The following is a 16,973-nucleotide window of genomic DNA, read 5'->3' as shown; positions in this document are numbered from 1 at the left end:
TATACGTTGTATATTTAAATTAGTTTAGGTATGATAAATATGTAATATTCATTTCAGATAGGATGGTGCTAGTTATGACAAGTGTTGCTGCAAAGCATGCAAAAGGAAAAAAATTAAAAGACGTGATCTTCGTAACTGCTGGTCAAGCTCAAGCTGATGCTAAAGAAAATGGCCGTGAGAATGTTGTAAATGGTACGTTGGGTGCTATTCATGATGAAGAGGGAAACTTAGTTTTTCTTAAGACCGTTAAAGAAGAATATTTGAGTCTTTCGGATTCTGAACATGTTGGTTATGCACCAATTGCGGGTATTCCAGATTTTTTGTGTGCTGCTGAAAAAGAATGTTTTGGAAATTTCCGTCCAGAAGGTCATATTCGTAGCATTGCTACCGCAGGTGGCACTGGTGGGATTCATCATTTGATTCATAACTATACAGAGCCTGGTGATGAAGTATTAACAGCGGATTGGTACTGGGGTGCATACCGTGTTATTTGTAGTGATACTGGACGTACACTAGTTACGTATTCCTTATTTGATGAACATAATAACTTTAATCATGAAGCATTCCAAAATCGTGTAAACGAATTGGCGGCTAAACAAACAAATGTGGTTGTTATCTTTAATACACCTGGTAATAACCCAACCGGCTACTCTATTGAGGATAAAGATTGGGATTCTATCCTTAATTTCCTGAAGGATTTAGTTGCTATTGGTCGAAATAATGTGATTATTGGTATTGATGTAGCATATCTTGATTACTCTGGTGAAAAAGATGAGGTACGTGCGTTCTTCAATAAATTTAGTCATTTACCAAAAGAAATTCTCACCTGTGTGTGTTATAGCTTATCTAAAGGATTTACTATGTATGGTCAGCGCGTTGGTGCGATGATTGGAATCTCTGACGATGAAGAAATAGCTGATGAGTTTTTCGAAGTTAACAAATCTACAAGTCGTGCCACATGGTCCAATATTTGTCGTCCCGCAATGCGTACAATGGCTAATATTGTGGCTGATCCAGCTAAGTTTAAGGAATATGAAGCTGAACGCAATTGCTATTATCAATTAATTCGCGATCGTGCTGATATTTTTAAACAAGAAGCAGCACAAGTAGGACTTCCCATGTTACCTTACCGTGGTGGTTTTTTTATTACAATCCCTACAGACTCTGCAAATGCTATCTGTGAAGAGTTGAAGAAAGAACATATTTATATAATTGCATTAGCAAATGGTATTCGTATAGCTGCCTGTGGTATTCCTAAAAAACAAATGACAGGACTCGCAGGAAAAATTTATACTGCTATGAAACGTCTTGGCAAATTATAATAGATAAGTAAGACTTATACTAAAAGCTGCTTGATCCATATATCAAGTGGCTTTTTTTATGTAATATATTATTAAAACTAATTATTCTTAATATGTAAAATCTTGTATAGTTAAAGGTAGCATATATGAAGTTTTTGTTTGTTGAGGTATTTTATGCAACAATATGTAAGAACAATGTTTATAACTTTAGTTATATGCATTGGTATTTTTTTGGCCTCTCTCGTGATAGGCCGTTTCTTTATTCCCATAAATGAAGTGATGAATATCTTATCTTCCAAATTTCTAGTACTACCTATAACATGGGATGCATCTATGTATAATGTAGTAATGGAAATTAGACTACCTCGCGTATTAGGGGCTATTGCTGTAGGTATTGCATTAGCCGTTTCTGGTGTCGCCTACCAAGGGGTATTCCGTAACGATTTAGTATCTCCAGATTTATTAGGTGTGTCACATGGCGCTAGTGTAGGTGCATGTATAGGTATATTATTGCATTTATCGTTATATGGTGTTGCCATACTAGCCTTTATGGGTGGTATTTTGGCGGTTTGTTTAACCTTGTTATTGCCTAAATTGATTCAGAATCAATCGCGTATCGTTTTAGTATTATGTGGTATTATCGTTTCCGGATTTATGGCTGCTATAATTGGTTTGCTTAAATATATTGCAGATCCTGATACAGAGTTACAAGATATTGTTTATTGGCAGTTGGGAAGCCTAGCAAAGGTTACGTGGGATAATTTGCTATATGTATTGCCTATTATTATCATTGGCACAATCGCAGTGTTAGCCTTAAGATGGAGACTTAATATTTTGTCTCTTTCTGATCAAGAGGCTCAAAGCTTAGGGGTAAATGTAAATCGAGAACGACTTGTTATCATCGGTATTTCTACGCTTCTAACAGCTGCAGCAGTATGTCTTAGCGGTACTATCGGCTGGGTTGGTCTTGTTATACCACATTTATCTAGAATGTTAGTAGGTAATGATCATAAAAAATTAATTCCCGCTACGATTTTAGTGAGTGCTTCTTTTTTGATGATTGCTGATTTATTTGCTCGTTCCTTAACAACTGCAGAGATTCCACTTGGGATTTTATGTGGTTTTATTGGGACACCGTTCTTTGCATGGGTATTATATAAACAACGGAGGTACTTCTAATGGATTCATTTGAACTCGTCGTTGATTCTATATCATTTGCCTATGATAAGAACCAACCCAATATTTTTAGTAATTTATCCTTTTCTGTAAAAGCTGGTGATGCATTGGCGTTACTAGGTAGGAATGGGGTAGGCAAATCTACCTTATTAAGCTGTTTAATGTGCTTTAATCATGTTCAACAAGGACATATTTATTGTAGTGGTGTAGACTTAATGACTGCATCAATCAAGGAACGGGCTAAGTTAATTGCTTTTGTACCACAGATTATAGGGGCTGATATAGCTTATACGGTACGAGATTATATTTCCTTTGGTGCTACCTTGCGAACCGGTATGTTCTCATCTCCAGGTAAAGAAGAATTTGAAAAAACTGATTCTATTATGGACATGCTTGGTATTACGGCGTTAAAGGACAAACCATGCCGTGATTTAAGTGGTGGTCAACGGCAATTAGTTGCTATAGGTCGTGCCTTGTTACAAGATACACGCTTATTACTTATGGATGAGCCTACATCTGCTTTAGATATACGTAATCAGGTTATTGTTTTAGAAACAATTGATCAATTACGCGCCCAAGGATATGCTATTATTTTCACTACACATTTACCGGAACAGGCGTTGTTGTTAAATAGCCGTGTTGGTTTATGTCGTGGTGGATCTATAGATTTTTATGATTCTGTTAGTGATGTGACCTTAGAAGCGCTCGAGGAGATTTATAAGACTAAGCTAAGCTTATTCTATAGCGATACAGTTAATCGTACTGTATGTGTTATCCCTCAATTAGGTCAGAAAGGAATGTAAGTATGAAGCGTATTATTGTATTTTTATTAGCCCTTATGACGGCTCTATTCATGTTAGCTGGATGTGGCACAGAGAATGCATCACAAGGTAATCAATCTGCTACGCGTGTAGTAAAGGATATCGATGGAACAGATGTAACAATTCCTAAAGATATAACAAAGGTTGCCGATTTATGGCATGCCAATAATCAAGTTGTATTGATGCTTGGTGGTGCGGATAAATTAGTGTCTACCACAACTTCTGTTCAAGGCTTGCCTTGGTTCGCTCAAGTGTACCCACGCATTAAAGAAATTCCAGCACCTGTAAAAGGTACTGATGTACAAATGGAAGAAATCCAAAAATTAAAACCTCAAGTTGTATTAGCAAGTAATAAAAACCAAATTGAAATGGCGCGTAATGCAGGGATTCCAGCAGTTCGTGTAAACTTCCAAGACTATGATGGATTGCGTAAAGTTATTAATATTACAGCTGAAGTATTAGGTGATAAAGCCCCTGAAATGGCAAAACAATACCTAGCTTACTTAGATGGTAAAATTAAATTTGCTGAAGATAGAACAAAAAGTATTGATGATGCTAACCGACCATCTGTATTACATATTGTAGGTGGAGACAACTTATTAAAGGTTGATGGGGACAAAACAATTATCAACGAATGGATTCGTTACGCTGGTGGTAAAAATGCCATCACTACTAAAGGTTCTCAAATTACTGTAACAATGGAAGAAATCGTTAAAGCTAACCCTGATATTATCATTATTGGTGGTACACAATCACGCAAAGGTATTGAAGCGATTAAGAATGATCCACAATGGGCAAGCCTTAAAGCAGTACAAAATGGTCGTATTTACAGCAATCCTGTAGGTACTTTCAACTGGGATCGTTACAGTGCTGAGTCTGCATTACAAATCTTATGGGCAGGTCAAATCATACAACCTCAATTGTTTAATGATATTGATTTAGCAAAAGAAACAAAATCATTCTATAAAACATTCTTACACTATGATTTATCTGATGCTGAGGCACAACGTATCATTGCTGGAGAAGGACCTCAATAGAAATATTGATACTAGTCTAGTAATATATTTTATTTATTTAGAAGCGAAAATAGTAAAAATAAAAATCAAAAGCGTACGCATTAGGAAATATCCTTCATGCGTACGCTTTTGTAGTCTTAGTGAATATCTTTATGTTCTTTAATATCTTGGTCAGCTTCTTTAGCTAAATCTTCTAGAGCTCGTTTAGGAGCGGTTCTTTCACCTGTTTCTGGGTCTACAAATTCAACGCGATCCAAGGTGCTTGTAATTTGACCACGAATGAAGCTTAAGTAGATTTCGTATAATTCTTTTTTTTCTGCTAATTCCTCTGGTGTTAATTCTTGCCCAGATTTTTTCTTTGCAGCTAGTTCATTTATTCGTTTTAATGTATCGTTAATATGACTCATATGCGCCTCCTGTATTCTATATTAGAATAGCATGTTTTATTATAACATAGAACTTAATGAATACGTATGGTAAGATATAAGTTGTACGCGTCTGTACTTTCACAGGTGAGAAAGGAGAACTGTATGCGTGTAACAAAAGCGATAAAGGCAGAGCAGTTGAAATTGTTACAAGAGCATTATTTTGATGCAAAACCTGCCCTTGAGTATACAAATGAATTTGAATTATTAGTTGCTGTAGTTTTGTCAGCACAATGTACGGATGAACGAGTTAATATTGTTACTAAACGATTATTTCCTGAACTTAATCATCCTGCAAAGATGCTTGAAATTGGAGTTGCTAAGTTAGAGACTCTTATTAAAGATTGTGGCCTTTATAAGTCCAAGGCAAAAAACTTAATTGCTACTTGTCAAATTTTAGTTGACCGATATCATGGAGAGGTGCCTCGTGAGTTTGATCAACTCGTTGAATTGCCTGGTGTGGGGCGTAAAACAGCAAATGTTGTGGTATCCGTTTTATTTGGTACACCAGCCATTGCGGTAGATACACATGTATTTCGCGTGTCTAACCGATTAAAATTAGGTATTGCTAAGACGCCAGAAGAGATGGAACAAAAGTTACAAAAGGCAATTCCAAAAAAGGACTGGGCTGCCGCACACCACTGGTTAATCTATCATGGCCGTAGATTGTGTAAGGCTCGTAAGCCTTTGTGTAATGAATGTTTTTTAAATCATCTATGTCCTTCAGCCGGAAAGGTTTAATATGAAAGTAAATAACGAAGAATTTATTGCCCTTTGTGCTAATCATGGTATTGAGGGAATTGATATTGTAAATGAGTTAATGCGTTTTAAAGTGCTAGATCAATTGATTTCTAGTAATGCTAGCTCCCGTGAGTGGGGTGTAACGGCAGATGATTTATATGCGTTAGCAGAAAAATCCACAGTAGAATCCTTTGGTCCTGTACCATATGATTTGAATACATTCCAAGCTCTTTATGGACCATCCTTTAGAGTGGAATTGTTTGATTTTATTAGTGACACAGGTATTTTAGAAGGTCTAGATGTAGGCACTATTTGGGAAATTCCTGTTCGTGAAAGTATCGAAGCTCATAGTAAAACGGGAGAATTGGTTCTGTATGCTTATGTAGAAGAATATGCAGGCATGGTTGAAGAGATTCTTCAATCTTATGAAGATAAAAAAGTCGTTCTGTATACGGCATCTCCCGTGTGTTATAGCATTTTGACACGTTTATATCCGATGGCTCAAATCATTAATCAATGGCCTCATCGTAGCTATTTTGACCATATCTTTACAGGCACAGTTGGTATGTTCCAATCCTCTGAAGATATTGTAGAAGAGGTCGCTAACGGATTACATAACTTGGTTCCAGAAGGGACTGCTCAATTATTCTTACCTGCTACAATGGCACAAAATCAATTGGGCTTAAATAATATGGCGTTGCAATTTTTCTTGAACCAAAAACGAGTAGAAGTTATACGGGAATGGACTCCATTAGGGGCTTATGAAATCGTATATGGTAAATACGATGTAAAAAAAATGCGTGTTGGTCTTCGTGAACGTGTAGGGGATGAGTGGAAAACAATTAATTATATTCCATTACCTCATGGCGTATTTGCGCAATTGCCAGTATTTACGGTATTAAATTATGGCTTGTCCTTGCGTTCTATTTTGTTGCCAGGCAGTCAAACGGACGTAGCCTTAGGTCAAGATGGTATTTATTGCATTGATAGCCGTGTATCTGAATTAGGTCGCACTGCTCTTATTGAAAGTGGAGCTTATTTTCTTACTTTTAAACGTCATACTGATCATATTGATGTAGATATTACGACAGAAGCGCCTGTAGATGATATGTACTGGATGTTCCCAGATGCTGAATTAGCATATATGTGGTATGCCTATTTCTGCAGCACTACGGGTCAAACATTGATTCAAGAAATCTCCATGCTCGTTCAAACAGATGAATCCTTTGGCTATATGCTTAGTAGCGTACGTCGTCGCGTATTAGATGTAAAGGATGAGACCCAACTAATTGAATCTGTACAGGCTGCTGACGAGGCATATATTAAGGCTGTTACGGAGGCTACAACGAGTTGGAAAGAGACCGTAGATTCATTAGGTGCACAAGTTATGCCACCTACAGCTTCTATTGATATTGAAGATTATAGTGACTATAAAAAAGAATTGTAAATCATATAATTTTGGTTTAAAATATATTGTATCCTAAAAAATATAAACTACTAAATATAGTAGATACGAAACATAGCATATGAATTATGTAAGAAAGGAGGATCTATGGCAGTTATTAATTTTGAAATCTTCAAGGTTATTGGTACTTTATCTGAAGATAAAGATGGTTGGAAAAAACAATTAACATGTACTAGTTGGGGAAAATACAATCCTAAGTTTGATCTTCGTGCTTGGGATAGTGAATATACAAGCATGAAAAAAGGTATTACCCTTTCTTTAGAGGAGCTTATTGCATTGCGTGACATCCTCAACGAAAGCGACTTGGAAGCTATTTTAGCTGAGGCTATTGAAGAAAAGCAAGCATCCAAGGAATAGTATTGGTTACTTGCATTTGTGCAGGTGTCATGCTATAATCTATAAGAATAATATTGATTGCTGGAAAGAGGTGTATAGAATGAAACAAGGTATTCATCCAGACTATAAAGAAGCTACAGTAACTTGCGGTTGTGGCAACACATTCAAAACTGGCTCTGTAAAAGAAGACCTTCGTGTAGACGTTTGCTCCAAATGCCATCCGTTCTTCACTGGTCAACAACGTGCGGCTCAAGCTCGTGGTCGTATTGAACAATTTAACAAACGTTACGGCAAATAATTTGTATTGTAATGTAACATGTATTGGCAGGGCTGTTGGCTCTGCCTATATTTGTTTATGAGAGGAGATCTTGTGAACAGAGAACGTATAAAAAAGTTTGTCGGAGGACAGGCTGTGATCGAAGGTGTCATGATGAGAGGCCCTGGCTATACGGCAACTGCCGTACGTGAGCCTGCGGGAACTATTGTAGTTCAAAAAGAGGCTACAAAGTCCATTGCTGACACATATCCAATATTGAAAAAACCATTTCTTCGTGGCTGTGTAGCTCTCTATGAATCTCTAGTGATAGGCATGAAGGCTTTATCCTTCTCTGCTAAGGCTGCTGGCGATGAAGAGGAAGAAATGTCTAATAGTGAAATCGCCATTACCATGGTCATTTCTACACTGTTTGCGATAGCTGTGTTTTTGGCATTGCCTACATTTATCGTAAAATTCATTCCTGGTGTACAGGATAATCATATAGTATTAAATCTCATTGAAGGTGTCATTCGTTTAGTACTTTTCTTACTTTATATTTGGGGGATTGGTCTTACGAAGGATATTCAACGAGTTTTCCAATATCATGGGGCAGAGCATAAAACGATTCATACTTATGAATTAGATTTGCCTTTAACTGTAGAAAACGTTCGCCAACAAAGTCGCTTGCATGCGCGATGTGGTACAAATTTCTTACTTATTGTTATGGTAGTTAGTATCTTTGTATTTGCTTTCTTGGGTTGGCCCAATTTGTTGGAACGTATCGTGAGCCGCGTACTCCTTATGCCTGTAGTAGCTGGTATTGCGTACGAGGTAATTCGTCTTGCTGGACGTAGCGATCATTCTTTTGTGAAAGCTCTTATTAAACCAGGTCTTGCGTTACAATATATGACAACGCGTGAACCAGAAGATGATCAAATTGAAGTTGCTATACGAGCTTTAGAAGAGGTCCGTCCGCCTGAGAGTGACGCATATGAAGAGGAATAAACATGTTAGTTGATAAATTACAAGTTATTGAAGATAAATTTATGGATCTTGAGCAGCGTATTAGTGACCCAGAGGTCATTGCTCGCCAAGATGAATGGCGTAAATTGACCCGTCAACATGCTCAATTATCTGAAACCGTTGAAACGTTCCGTACCTACAAAAAAGTTTTATCTGGTATTGATGAAGCTATGGAAGTTATTGAAGATAAATCCATGGACGAAGAATTCCGAGAAATGGCTCAAGAGGAATTGAAAGACTTAAAACCTCAAAAAGAGGAATTGGAAGAAAAGTTGCAAGTTCTATTATTACCTAAGGATCCTAATGATGATAAAAATATTATCATCGAAATTCGCGGGGGCGCTGGCGGTGATGAAGCTGCATTATTTGCAGGCGACTTGTTCCGCATGTACACAAAATATGCGGAAAGCCAAGGCTGGCGTTGTGAGATTATCGATGCTAATGAACCAGAGCTTGGTGGCTTTAAAGAGGTTATTTTCTCTGTGGATGGTGAAAATGTATACTCTAAGATGAAATTTGAATCTGGTGTACATCGTGTACAACGTGTACCGGCTACAGAAACACAAGGCCGTGTACATACATCTACCGTTACAGTAGCCGTATTGCCAGAGATGGAAGATGTTGATATTGAAGTTAATGAAAAAGATTTAAAAATTGATACATATCGTGCGAGTGGTGCCGGTGGTCAGCATATCAATAAAACTGAGTCTGCTGTTCGTATTACACACTTACCATCTGGTATCGTTGTAGCGTGTCAAGATCAACGATCTCAATTACAAAACCGTGAAAAAGCTATGCGTGTATTACGTGCTAAGTTACAGGATCAAGCTGAACAAGAGGCCATTTCTAGTATGGCTGCAGATCGTAAGAGTCAAGTCGGTACAGGTGATCGTAGTGAACGTATTCGTACCTATAACTATCCACAAGGACGCGTTACAGATCATCGTATTAACTTAACATTATATAAATTAGATGCTATTTTAAATGGCGATCTTGATGAAATTATTCAAGCCTTAAATGCTGCAGACCAAGCGGCAAAAATGCAGGAGGCCAATACAAATGCATAAGGAGATTTGGACAATCGGTCGTATTCTCCAGTGGACAGAGCAGTACTTTCAAAGCAAGGAGATGGATACACCTCGACTTGATGGGGAAGTACTGCTTTCTCACATTTTAGGCAAGGATCGTATTTATCTATATACCCATTATGACCAACCGCTTATTCAAGAGGAACTCGATGCTTTTAGACCTCTCGTTCAAGAACGAGCTAAGGGTCACTGTGTAGCGGCGATTATTGGGGAAAAGGACTTTATGGGATTGACCTTTAAGGTTAATGATAAAGTATTGATTCCTCGACCTGATACAGAAACTTTGATTGAGTATGTACTAGGCACATATCCAAAAGATAGCGATATGCGTGTACTCGATGTATGTACGGGTCCTGGTACGATATTGTTAAGTCTATTACACTACTTGCCGAATGCGTGTGGAGTAGGACTTGAAATATCTACCGATGCTTTGTCAGTGGCTGAGGAAAACTGTGAAAGGTTTAATTTAAATGATCGTGTTCAATTTATAGAATCCGATATGTTTTCTGGTTTGGTAGCTAAAACTGAGAGGTTTGACCTCATCGTATCGAATCCACCATATATCTGTACAGGGGATGCTAAATTATTGTCTCAGGACGTGTTAAATGAGCCTCATATTGCCTTATTTGGTGGTGAAGATGGACTTGATTTTTATCGTATTTTGACTAAATCATGCGGTATATATTTAAAATCGCAAGGCCGTATAGCTTTTGAAATAGGTTTTGATCAAGCTGAGGCTGTAAAGTCTTTATTAGAGGAAACAGGGCAGTATTCTAATATTCGATGTATTACTGACCTTGGTGGAAATAATCGCGTTATAACAGCTGTGTATGAGGGATAATATGGATACTCAAATTATTACAAATCCATCAGATCAAGAACTAGATATGCTTGCTTGCGCTTTGCGTAATGGTGAATTAGTGTCCATTCCTACAGAAACTGTATATGGATTAGGTGCTAATGGGTTAGATCCGGAGGCGATGGATAAAATCTACATCGCTAAAGGTCGCCCTTCCGATAATCCACTTATTTTACATGTTCCTAATAGTGAAAGTATAAAACCTTTAGTAACAGAGGTTTCAAATACGGCACAATTATTAATGGATACGTTTTGGCCTGGTCCGTTGACAATCACATTGCCTAAATCAGATTTAGTGCCAGATCGTGCTACAGGCGGGTTACCTCGTGTTGCTTTACGTTGCCCTGATCATGAGCTCTGTCGAGCTTTATTAGAGCGTGCTGGTGTACCTATAGCGGCTCCTAGTGCTAATATATCTGGACGGCCAAGTCCCACAACGGCACAAGATGTTTATTATGATATGAAGGACCGTATTTCCTATATTTTAGATGCTGGTTCATGTACGATTGGTGTAGAGTCTACTGTGGTGGAAGTTCATGATGATAAGGTCATTATATTGAGACCTGGTGGAATTACAAAAGCACAGCTAGAAGATGTTGTGTCTACTGTTGAGTATGATACTGCTCTTGTTAATGCAACAACTAAGCCAAAGGCTCCCGGTATGAAGTATACCCATTATGCTCCTGATGCACCTATGACAGTTGTTGTAGGCAGTCCAGAAGATGTAGCAAGTACTTTCAAAGAGCTTTCTGCAGAGGTAGAAGGTCCCATAGGTTGTTTGGTAAGTCATGAAACGTATAATTTGATTAAAGGGGATACACGCTTTATATGTCATTGTTTTGGCCATCATAGTGATGCTTTATCATTAGGTCATGACTTTTACAAAAGTCTATTACATTTTAATGAAAATCATGTTACCCTAATCTTGGCAGAAGGTGTTGATGATGACGGTTTTGGTGTTGCTATTATGAATCGTATGGAGAAGGCATCGAGCCATCATATCATTTATAAGTAAATTTACTAGCATAAAAATGTCCACTGATAATAGAAATATGTCTTTACATATTGGATGAATTTGCTATAATGTATAAAGTAATCACAAAATGTGATTAAGTAAGGATGTTATTATGAATATTTTATTTGTGTGTACCGGTAACACTTGCCGTAGCCCTATGGCTGAAGGTATTACACGGGCACTTGCAGCGGAGCAACATAAGGATGTTACCACTGTATCGGCTGGGTTATTTGCCGCTTATGGCGCAAAACCAACTGAACAAGCCGTGGAAGCCGTCCGTTCCATTGCAGATATTTCTGATCATGAATCGAGACCATTGACGATGGAACTCGTGAATGCAGCAGATCTTATCATTGGTATGACGAAAGATCACAAATCTGTACTACTTCGCCAATTCCCATTTGAGGAAAGTAAAATCAAAACGATTTCCGAGTGGGGTGGTCAAGATGGTGATGTTACGGACCCATATGGATCTGATCAAACCGTATATAATCAATGTGCGGAACAAATTTATCACTTAGTAGAGGCTGGTCTTATATCAGTGCCTCAGAAGGCGTAGGAGATGAAATTATGAAAGTTGCAATCGGTTGTGATCATGGCGGATTAAATTTAAAGGCATCCGTTAAGGAATTGTTAAATGCATTGGGACATGAAGTAGAGGACTTTGGCTGTCATACAGCTGATTCTTGCGACTATCCTGATATTGCTGTACCTGTAGCAAATGCAGTTGTATCTGGTCAAGTAGACAGAGGTATTTTGATTTGTGGTACTGGTATTGGTATCGGTATTGCAGCAAATAAGATTGCAGGTATTCGCGCTGCTCTTTGTCATGATACATTCTCTGCGCATGCATGTCGTGAACATAATGACGCTAATATTCTCACAATGGGGGAACGCGTTATCGGCCCCGGCCTTGCAAAGGACATCGTTACTATTTGGATGGCAACGGATTTTGAAGGTGGCCGTCATGAACGCCGTGTGAAAAAGATTAAAGCCTTAGAGAAGTAATACATCGTTACCTTATACGCATATATTTACATGAGGAGGATACTTATGAGTTTCTTAGAAAAACAAGACCCTAATATTCAAGCTGTTATCAATCAAGAATTAGCACGCCAACGCGATAAATTAGAAATGATCGCTTCTGAAAACTTTGTTTCTCAAGCAGTAATGGAAGCTCAAGGTAGCGTATTAACTAACAAATATGCAGAAGGGTATCCTGGTAAACGTTATTATGGCGGTTGTGAAAATGTTGATGTTATCGAAACATTAGCTATTGAACGAGCAAAACGCTTGTTCGGTGCAGAACATGCTAACGTACAACCTCACTCTGGGTCTCAAGCAAACTTTGGTGTGTATTTCGCATTATTACAACCAGGTGATACTATTGTGGGCATGAATTTATCCCATGGTGGTCATTTAACTCATGGTTCTCCTGTTAATGTATCTGGTACATATTTCAACGTAGTACCTTACGGTGTAGATGCAGAAACACAACAAATCGATTATGATGAGTTCCGTAAAATCGTTTTAGAAGCAAAACCTAAATTGATTATCGCTGGTGGTAGTGCTTATAGCCGTCAAATTGACTTCAAAAAAATGGCTGATGTAGCTCATGAAGTTGATGCTATCTTCATGGTAGATATGGCTCACTTCGCAGGCCTTGTAGCAGCAGGTTTACATCCAAATCCTGTAGAATATGCTGATATCGTTACTACAACAACTCATAAAACATTGCGTGGTCCTCGCGGCGGTATGATTCTTTGCAAAGAAAAATATGCAAAAGCAATCGACAAAGCTATCTTCCCTGGCATTCAAGGTGGTCCTTTGATGCATGTTATCGCTGCTAAAGCTGTAGCATTTGGTGAAGCATTACAACCTGAGTTTAAAGTATATGCACAACAAGTTATCGATAATGCAAAAGCATTGGCTGCTGCATTGCAAGAAAAAGGCTTAACAATTGTTTCTGGCGGTACAGATACTCACGTTATGCTTGTAGATGTTCGCAATACTGGTTTAACAGGTAAAGAAGCAGAACACTTACTTGATGAAGTAGGTATTACATGTAATAAGAATACAATTCCATTTGATCCAGCTAGCCCATTTGTAACAAGTGGTATCCGTCTTGGTACACCAGCTCTTACAACACGTGGTTTACAAGTAAAAGATATGGAAGAAATTGCAGACATCATTGCAACTGTTCTTAAAAATCCTGAAGATAAAGCAATTCATGAAGAAGCAAGCAAACGTGTGGCAGCACTTTGTGAAGCGTATCCTTTATACTAATCTGTTAGATTAACTATAGTAATTACATATTGTAGTCCTATAAACCTATAAGTAGTATAAAAGGGGTGTGCCCTCGGCACATCCCTTTTAATATTTTTATGGCATGATTTTCTAATCTGTGATAGAGTAAATATGATAGTTAATAGCTAGAATGGGATATGTATATTGTTTTATAGGAGGACAGTCATGAAAGTTAATGTTATGACACATCCATTGATTCAACACAAAGTTACATTGATGCGTGACGTACAAACAGGCTCTAAAGATTTCAGAGAACTACTTGATGAAATTACTATGTTGATGGGGTATGAAATTACACGCAACTTACCACTTGAGGATGTGGAGGTAGAAACACCATTAACTAAAATGATTGGCAAACGAATTGCAGGTAAAAAATTGGGTATTATTCCAATTCTTCGCGCTGGTCTAGGTATGGTAAATGGTATGCTTAGTTTAATTCCAACTGCAAAAGTTGGTCATATCGGTTTGTACCGTGATCCTGAGACTTTGAAACCAGTAGAATACTACTGTAAACTACCATCTGACGTAGGCGAACGTGACTTTATCGTAACTGATCCAATGCTTGCTACTGGAGGGAGTGCAGCAGCAGCTATTACATTGTTAAAAGAAAAAGGAGCTAAGCATATTAAGCTAATGTGCTTAGTGGCTGCTCCTGAAGGTGTAGAGGCTGTAAATAAAGAACATCCTGATGTACCTATTTATGTAGCAGCACTTGATGAAAAGCTTAATGATCATGGTTACATCTTGCCTGGCTTAGGTGATGCAGGTGACCGTATCTTCGGTACAAAATAAAATACAATAAAGTAAAACGACATATTAAAATATAATAAGAGGACATGACGACATATTATTAGATTTGAAATAATAACAAATCATCTAAGACGTATGTCGTTTTCTCTTATTTAGGGTTGAATAAAATTTACATAAGGTATACAATACAAGTGTAAAAGTATTTTTTTATTTTAGGTGGGACGGATTTTGTTCACATGGGACGAAAAACGATTCATGCAATCCAAACGGGTAAAGGAGGGACCCGATGAACGAATTTCTAATGATATGTGAACGTATTGTTCCTGAAATTGTTAGCGTATTGAAGGAGCGATACAAAATACTAAACCACCTTGTTTATGAAGAGCCTATAGGCCGTAGGACATTAGCTACTGCAACGGACCTTCCTGAGCGAACCGTACGAAGTCATATTGAGTTAATGCGTGCTAATGGTCTTGTAGACATTTATAAACCAGGGATTTTTCTCACTGATGAGGGACATGCAATTGTTCCAAAGTTGCGAAATTTTTTAAATGAGCTAGATCGTATTAACGAGCTAGAACATCGATTAACTGAAGCACTTCATATCGATAGGGTTATCATCACTCCTACTGAAGGAACCTTGATGGTTAAAAAGTTAGGTTTTGCAGCAGCAAAGCTATTACAGGAATTATTAGAGCCTGACTCTGTAGTTGCCATCAGTGGTGGCAGTACAATGGCTGCAGTAGCTGAAGAGATGCCAGTATTACCATTTAATCCTATTGTTGTACCTGCCCGGGGTGGCGTTGGTGAGGTAGTGGAGTACCAAGCTAATGTAATCGCTTCTGTGTTAGCTGAAAGACTTCGCGGGTCCTATAAGATGCTCCATTTACCTGATGGACTTTCACAAGACTCATTACATATGCTCATGACTTGTGAACCGCAAATTAAAGAAATTGGAGATCTCATTAGTAGGACTGATGTACTATTATTTGGTATTGGTACTGCAATGCGCATGGCAGATCAGCGCCATATTGCTGATGATGTGCGTAAGCAGTTGATAGATAATCATGCGGTAGGTGAAGCACTTGGTCAATATTGTGACATTGAGGGTAAGTTAATTTATTCTACTAATAATATTGGTTTATCACTTCCTGATGTAGTAAAGGTTCCCAATGTTATTGCTGTAGCTGGTGGACAAGAAAAAGCGAATGCTATTATAGGTGTGATGCGAGCTTGTCAAAAAGGTATACTCATCATCGATGAGCAAGCAGCGGAGGGGATGCGTCAATTGTTACAAATTTCTGCCTTATAGGCGAATTAGTAGTTATAAATTTTAGTTTGAAATTTGGTTAAAATTTTTGTTATTAGGAGGATTTAACAATGGCAGTAAAAGTTGGTATTAACGGTTTTGGTCGTATTGGTAAATGTGTAGTTCGCGCAGCGATTAATAATCCTGACGTTGAGGTTGTAGCAATTAATGCTACTGGTGATAATGAAGGTACTGCATTATTGTTAAAATACGACTCCGTACATGGTACAATTCCTAACGAAGTAACATTCGACGAAGAAAATATCTATGTTGATGGCAAAAAAATCCGCGTATTCCACGACCGCGATGCTTCCAAATTACCTTGGTCTGAAGAAGGCGTAGAAATCGTAATTGAATGTACAGGTAAATATCGCGATGCAGAAGAAGCAAAAGTTCATTTAGAACAACCTACAGTTAAAAAGGTATTGATTTCTGCACCTGGTAAAAATGAAGACTTAACTATGGTTATGGGTGTTAACCAAGATATGTACGATCCTGCAAAACACCATATCATCTCCAATGCATCTTGCACAACAAACTGTTTGGCTCCATTCGCTAAAGTATTATGCGATGAATTCGGTATTAAACGCGGCATGATGACTACTATTCATTCCTATACAAATGACCAAAAAATTCTTGATGCACGTCATAAAGACCCTCGTCGTGCTCGTGCAGCTGCTATGTCCATCATCCCTACAACTACTGGTGCAGCAAAAGCTGTTGCTAAAGTATTGCCTCAATTAAAAGGTAAATTAGATGGCTTCGCATTGCGCGTTCCAACTCCAGACGTATCTGCTACAGATCTTGTTTGCGAACTTGAAAAACCTGCTACTAAAGAAGAAATAAATGAAGCATTCCGCAAAGCAGCTGCTGGCGAATTAAAAGGTATCTTAGGTGTATCTGATGTGCCATTAGTATCTTGTGACTTTAGCTCCGATCCACGTAGCTCCATTGTTGACGCTGATTTAACAATGGTTATGGATGGCAATATGGTAAAAGTTGTTTCTTGGTATGATAACGAATGGGGTTACTCCGAACGTCTTATCGACATGGCCGCATTTATAGCAAGCAAAGGCTTATAATCA

General features: G+C 38.0%; 19 protein-coding genes. 18 read left to right on the top strand and 1 reads right to left on the bottom strand.

Translation table 11 applies throughout. The features are described 5' to 3' along the window. Positions 1 to 74 precede the first annotated feature (74 nt). From E7K77_RS02500 to E7K77_RS02485, 4 genes are all read left to right on the top strand, one after another. On the top strand, positions 75 to 1,322 hold the full coding sequence (locus tag E7K77_RS02500; protein ID WP_024061906.1) for an aminotransferase class I/II-fold pyridoxal phosphate-dependent enzyme: 1,248 nt from the start codon (positions 75 to 77) through the stop codon (positions 1,320 to 1,322). A 153-nt stretch (positions 1,323 to 1,475) separates the two neighbouring features. Next, positions 1,476 to 2,480 carry a FecCD family ABC transporter permease gene (locus E7K77_RS02495; protein WP_323722661.1) on the top strand — a complete coding sequence of 335 codons (1,005 nt, stop codon included), beginning with the start codon at positions 1,476 to 1,478 and terminating at the stop codon, positions 2,478 to 2,480. Next, complete coding sequence (locus tag E7K77_RS02490) at positions 2,480 to 3,280, top strand: ABC transporter ATP-binding protein (RefSeq protein WP_024061904.1); 801 nt, start codon at positions 2,480 to 2,482, stop codon at positions 3,278 to 3,280. The genes E7K77_RS02495 and E7K77_RS02490 overlap by 1 nt, the downstream gene beginning before the upstream one ends. 2 nt (positions 3,281 to 3,282) lie before the next feature. Next, positions 3,283 to 4,335: an ABC transporter substrate-binding protein gene (locus E7K77_RS02485; RefSeq protein WP_316104649.1), complete on the top strand. Its 1,053-nt coding sequence runs from the start codon at positions 3,283 to 3,285 to the stop codon at positions 4,333 to 4,335. Between the two features lie 116 nt (positions 4,336 to 4,451). Here the strand turns inward: E7K77_RS02485 and E7K77_RS02480 are convergent, their stop codons facing one another. After that, complete coding sequence (locus tag E7K77_RS02480; protein WP_060919736.1) at positions 4,452 to 4,721, bottom strand: DUF896 domain-containing protein; 270 nt, start codon at positions 4,719 to 4,721, stop codon at positions 4,452 to 4,454. 123 nt (positions 4,722 to 4,844) lie between these two features. Between E7K77_RS02480 and nth the strand changes: the two genes are divergently transcribed. From nth to gap, 14 genes are all read left to right on the top strand, one after another. Continuing rightward, positions 4,845 to 5,480, top strand: coding sequence for an endonuclease III (nth, locus tag E7K77_RS02475; RefSeq protein WP_004696192.1), 636 nt, complete (start codon positions 4,845 to 4,847; stop codon positions 5,478 to 5,480). Between the two features lies 1 nt (position 5,481). Continuing rightward, positions 5,482 to 6,927, top strand: coding sequence for a hypothetical protein (locus E7K77_RS02470; protein ID WP_004696189.1), 1,446 nt, complete (start codon positions 5,482 to 5,484; stop codon positions 6,925 to 6,927). A 105-nt stretch (positions 6,928 to 7,032) separates the two neighbouring features. After that, positions 7,033 to 7,302 carry a YdbC family protein gene (locus E7K77_RS02465; RefSeq protein ID WP_004696187.1) on the top strand — a complete coding sequence of 90 codons (270 nt, stop codon included), beginning with the start codon at positions 7,033 to 7,035 and terminating at the stop codon, positions 7,300 to 7,302. A gap of 79 nt (positions 7,303 to 7,381) precedes the next feature. After that, positions 7,382 to 7,579: a 50S ribosomal protein L31 gene (rpmE, locus tag E7K77_RS02460; RefSeq protein WP_004696185.1), complete on the top strand. Its 198-nt coding sequence runs from the start codon at positions 7,382 to 7,384 to the stop codon at positions 7,577 to 7,579. Positions 7,580 to 7,636: 57 nt separating this feature from the next. Further along, positions 7,637 to 8,542, top strand: coding sequence for a DUF1385 domain-containing protein (locus tag E7K77_RS02455; protein ID WP_008601206.1), 906 nt, complete (start codon positions 7,637 to 7,639; stop codon positions 8,540 to 8,542). 2 nt (positions 8,543 to 8,544) lie between these two features. Further along, positions 8,545 to 9,627 (top strand): peptide chain release factor 1, encoded by a 1,083-nt coding sequence (gene prfA, locus E7K77_RS02450; protein WP_004696177.1) that lies wholly within the window; start codon positions 8,545 to 8,547, stop codon positions 9,625 to 9,627. Further along, complete coding sequence (prmC, locus tag E7K77_RS02445) at positions 9,620 to 10,489, top strand: peptide chain release factor N(5)-glutamine methyltransferase (protein ID WP_316055250.1); 870 nt, start codon at positions 9,620 to 9,622, stop codon at positions 10,487 to 10,489. Before prfA ends, prmC begins: the two co-directional genes overlap by 8 nt. Position 10,490: 1 nt before the next feature. Then, positions 10,491 to 11,522 (top strand): L-threonylcarbamoyladenylate synthase, encoded by a 1,032-nt coding sequence (locus E7K77_RS02440; RefSeq protein WP_316059941.1) that lies wholly within the window; start codon positions 10,491 to 10,493, stop codon positions 11,520 to 11,522. Between the two features lie 112 nt (positions 11,523 to 11,634). After that, positions 11,635 to 12,081, top strand: coding sequence for a low molecular weight protein arginine phosphatase (locus tag E7K77_RS02435; RefSeq protein WP_278457114.1), 447 nt, complete (start codon positions 11,635 to 11,637; stop codon positions 12,079 to 12,081). A gap of 11 nt (positions 12,082 to 12,092) precedes the next feature. Then, positions 12,093 to 12,530: a ribose 5-phosphate isomerase B gene (gene rpiB, locus E7K77_RS02430; protein WP_004696168.1), complete on the top strand. Its 438-nt coding sequence runs from the start codon at positions 12,093 to 12,095 to the stop codon at positions 12,528 to 12,530. Between the two features lie 45 nt (positions 12,531 to 12,575). Further along, on the top strand, positions 12,576 to 13,808 hold the full coding sequence (glyA, locus tag E7K77_RS02425) for a serine hydroxymethyltransferase (RefSeq protein ID WP_105085798.1): 1,233 nt from the start codon (positions 12,576 to 12,578) through the stop codon (positions 13,806 to 13,808). A gap of 186 nt (positions 13,809 to 13,994) precedes the next feature. Beyond that, positions 13,995 to 14,621, top strand: coding sequence for a uracil phosphoribosyltransferase (gene upp, locus E7K77_RS02420; protein WP_004696164.1), 627 nt, complete (start codon positions 13,995 to 13,997; stop codon positions 14,619 to 14,621). A gap of 244 nt (positions 14,622 to 14,865) precedes the next feature. Continuing rightward, positions 14,866 to 15,891 carry a sugar-binding transcriptional regulator gene (locus tag E7K77_RS02415; RefSeq protein WP_012864497.1) on the top strand — a complete coding sequence of 342 codons (1,026 nt, stop codon included), beginning with the start codon at positions 14,866 to 14,868 and terminating at the stop codon, positions 15,889 to 15,891. Positions 15,892 to 15,959: 68 nt separating this feature from the next. Beyond that, positions 15,960 to 16,970 carry a type I glyceraldehyde-3-phosphate dehydrogenase gene (gene gap, locus E7K77_RS02410; protein ID WP_278451661.1) on the top strand — a complete coding sequence of 337 codons (1,011 nt, stop codon included), beginning with the start codon at positions 15,960 to 15,962 and terminating at the stop codon, positions 16,968 to 16,970. The last annotated feature ends 3 nt before the right edge of the window (positions 16,971 to 16,973 follow it).

Source organism: Veillonella parvula, from assembly GCF_032577575.1.
In the GTDB taxonomy this organism is placed as follows: domain Bacteria; phylum Bacillota; class Negativicutes; order Veillonellales; family Veillonellaceae; genus Veillonella.
The sequence above is the reverse complement of the archived record's forward strand: the minus strand, read 5'-3'. Positions and strand labels throughout refer to the sequence as shown.

What these genes read in the sequence shown, in the direction of transcription:
- E7K77_RS02500 (WP_024061906.1), top strand. Translation starts at nt 75, where the DNA reads ATGACAAGTGTTGCTGCAAAGCATGCAAAAGGAAAAAAATTAAAAGAC.
- E7K77_RS02495 (WP_323722661.1), top strand. Translation starts at nt 1,476, where the DNA reads ATGCAACAATATGTAAGAACAATGTTTATAACTTTAGTTATATGCATT.
- E7K77_RS02490 (WP_024061904.1), top strand. Translation starts at nt 2,480, where the DNA reads ATGGATTCATTTGAACTCGTCGTTGATTCTATATCATTTGCCTATGAT.
- E7K77_RS02485 (WP_316104649.1), top strand. Translation starts at nt 3,283, where the DNA reads ATGAAGCGTATTATTGTATTTTTATTAGCCCTTATGACGGCTCTATTC.
- E7K77_RS02480 (WP_060919736.1), bottom strand. Translation starts at nt 4,721, where the DNA reads ATGAGTCATATTAACGATACATTAAAACGAATAAATGAACTAGCTGCA.
- nth (WP_004696192.1), top strand. Translation starts at nt 4,845, where the DNA reads ATGCGTGTAACAAAAGCGATAAAGGCAGAGCAGTTGAAATTGTTACAA.
- E7K77_RS02470 (WP_004696189.1), top strand. Translation starts at nt 5,482, where the DNA reads ATGAAAGTAAATAACGAAGAATTTATTGCCCTTTGTGCTAATCATGGT.
- E7K77_RS02465 (WP_004696187.1), top strand. Translation starts at nt 7,033, where the DNA reads ATGGCAGTTATTAATTTTGAAATCTTCAAGGTTATTGGTACTTTATCT.
- rpmE (WP_004696185.1), top strand. Translation starts at nt 7,382, where the DNA reads ATGAAACAAGGTATTCATCCAGACTATAAAGAAGCTACAGTAACTTGC.
- E7K77_RS02455 (WP_008601206.1), top strand. Translation starts at nt 7,637, where the DNA reads ATGAGAGGAGATCTTGTGAACAGAGAACGTATAAAAAAGTTTGTCGGA.
- prfA (WP_004696177.1), top strand. Translation starts at nt 8,545, where the DNA reads ATGTTAGTTGATAAATTACAAGTTATTGAAGATAAATTTATGGATCTT.
- prmC (WP_316055250.1), top strand. Translation starts at nt 9,620, where the DNA reads ATGCATAAGGAGATTTGGACAATCGGTCGTATTCTCCAGTGGACAGAG.
- E7K77_RS02440 (WP_316059941.1), top strand. Translation starts at nt 10,491, where the DNA reads ATGGATACTCAAATTATTACAAATCCATCAGATCAAGAACTAGATATG.
- E7K77_RS02435 (WP_278457114.1), top strand. Translation starts at nt 11,635, where the DNA reads ATGAATATTTTATTTGTGTGTACCGGTAACACTTGCCGTAGCCCTATG.
- rpiB (WP_004696168.1), top strand. Translation starts at nt 12,093, where the DNA reads ATGAAAGTTGCAATCGGTTGTGATCATGGCGGATTAAATTTAAAGGCA.
- glyA (WP_105085798.1), top strand. Translation starts at nt 12,576, where the DNA reads ATGAGTTTCTTAGAAAAACAAGACCCTAATATTCAAGCTGTTATCAAT.
- upp (WP_004696164.1), top strand. Translation starts at nt 13,995, where the DNA reads ATGAAAGTTAATGTTATGACACATCCATTGATTCAACACAAAGTTACA.
- E7K77_RS02415 (WP_012864497.1), top strand. Translation starts at nt 14,866, where the DNA reads ATGAACGAATTTCTAATGATATGTGAACGTATTGTTCCTGAAATTGTT.
- gap (WP_278451661.1), top strand. Translation starts at nt 15,960, where the DNA reads ATGGCAGTAAAAGTTGGTATTAACGGTTTTGGTCGTATTGGTAAATGT.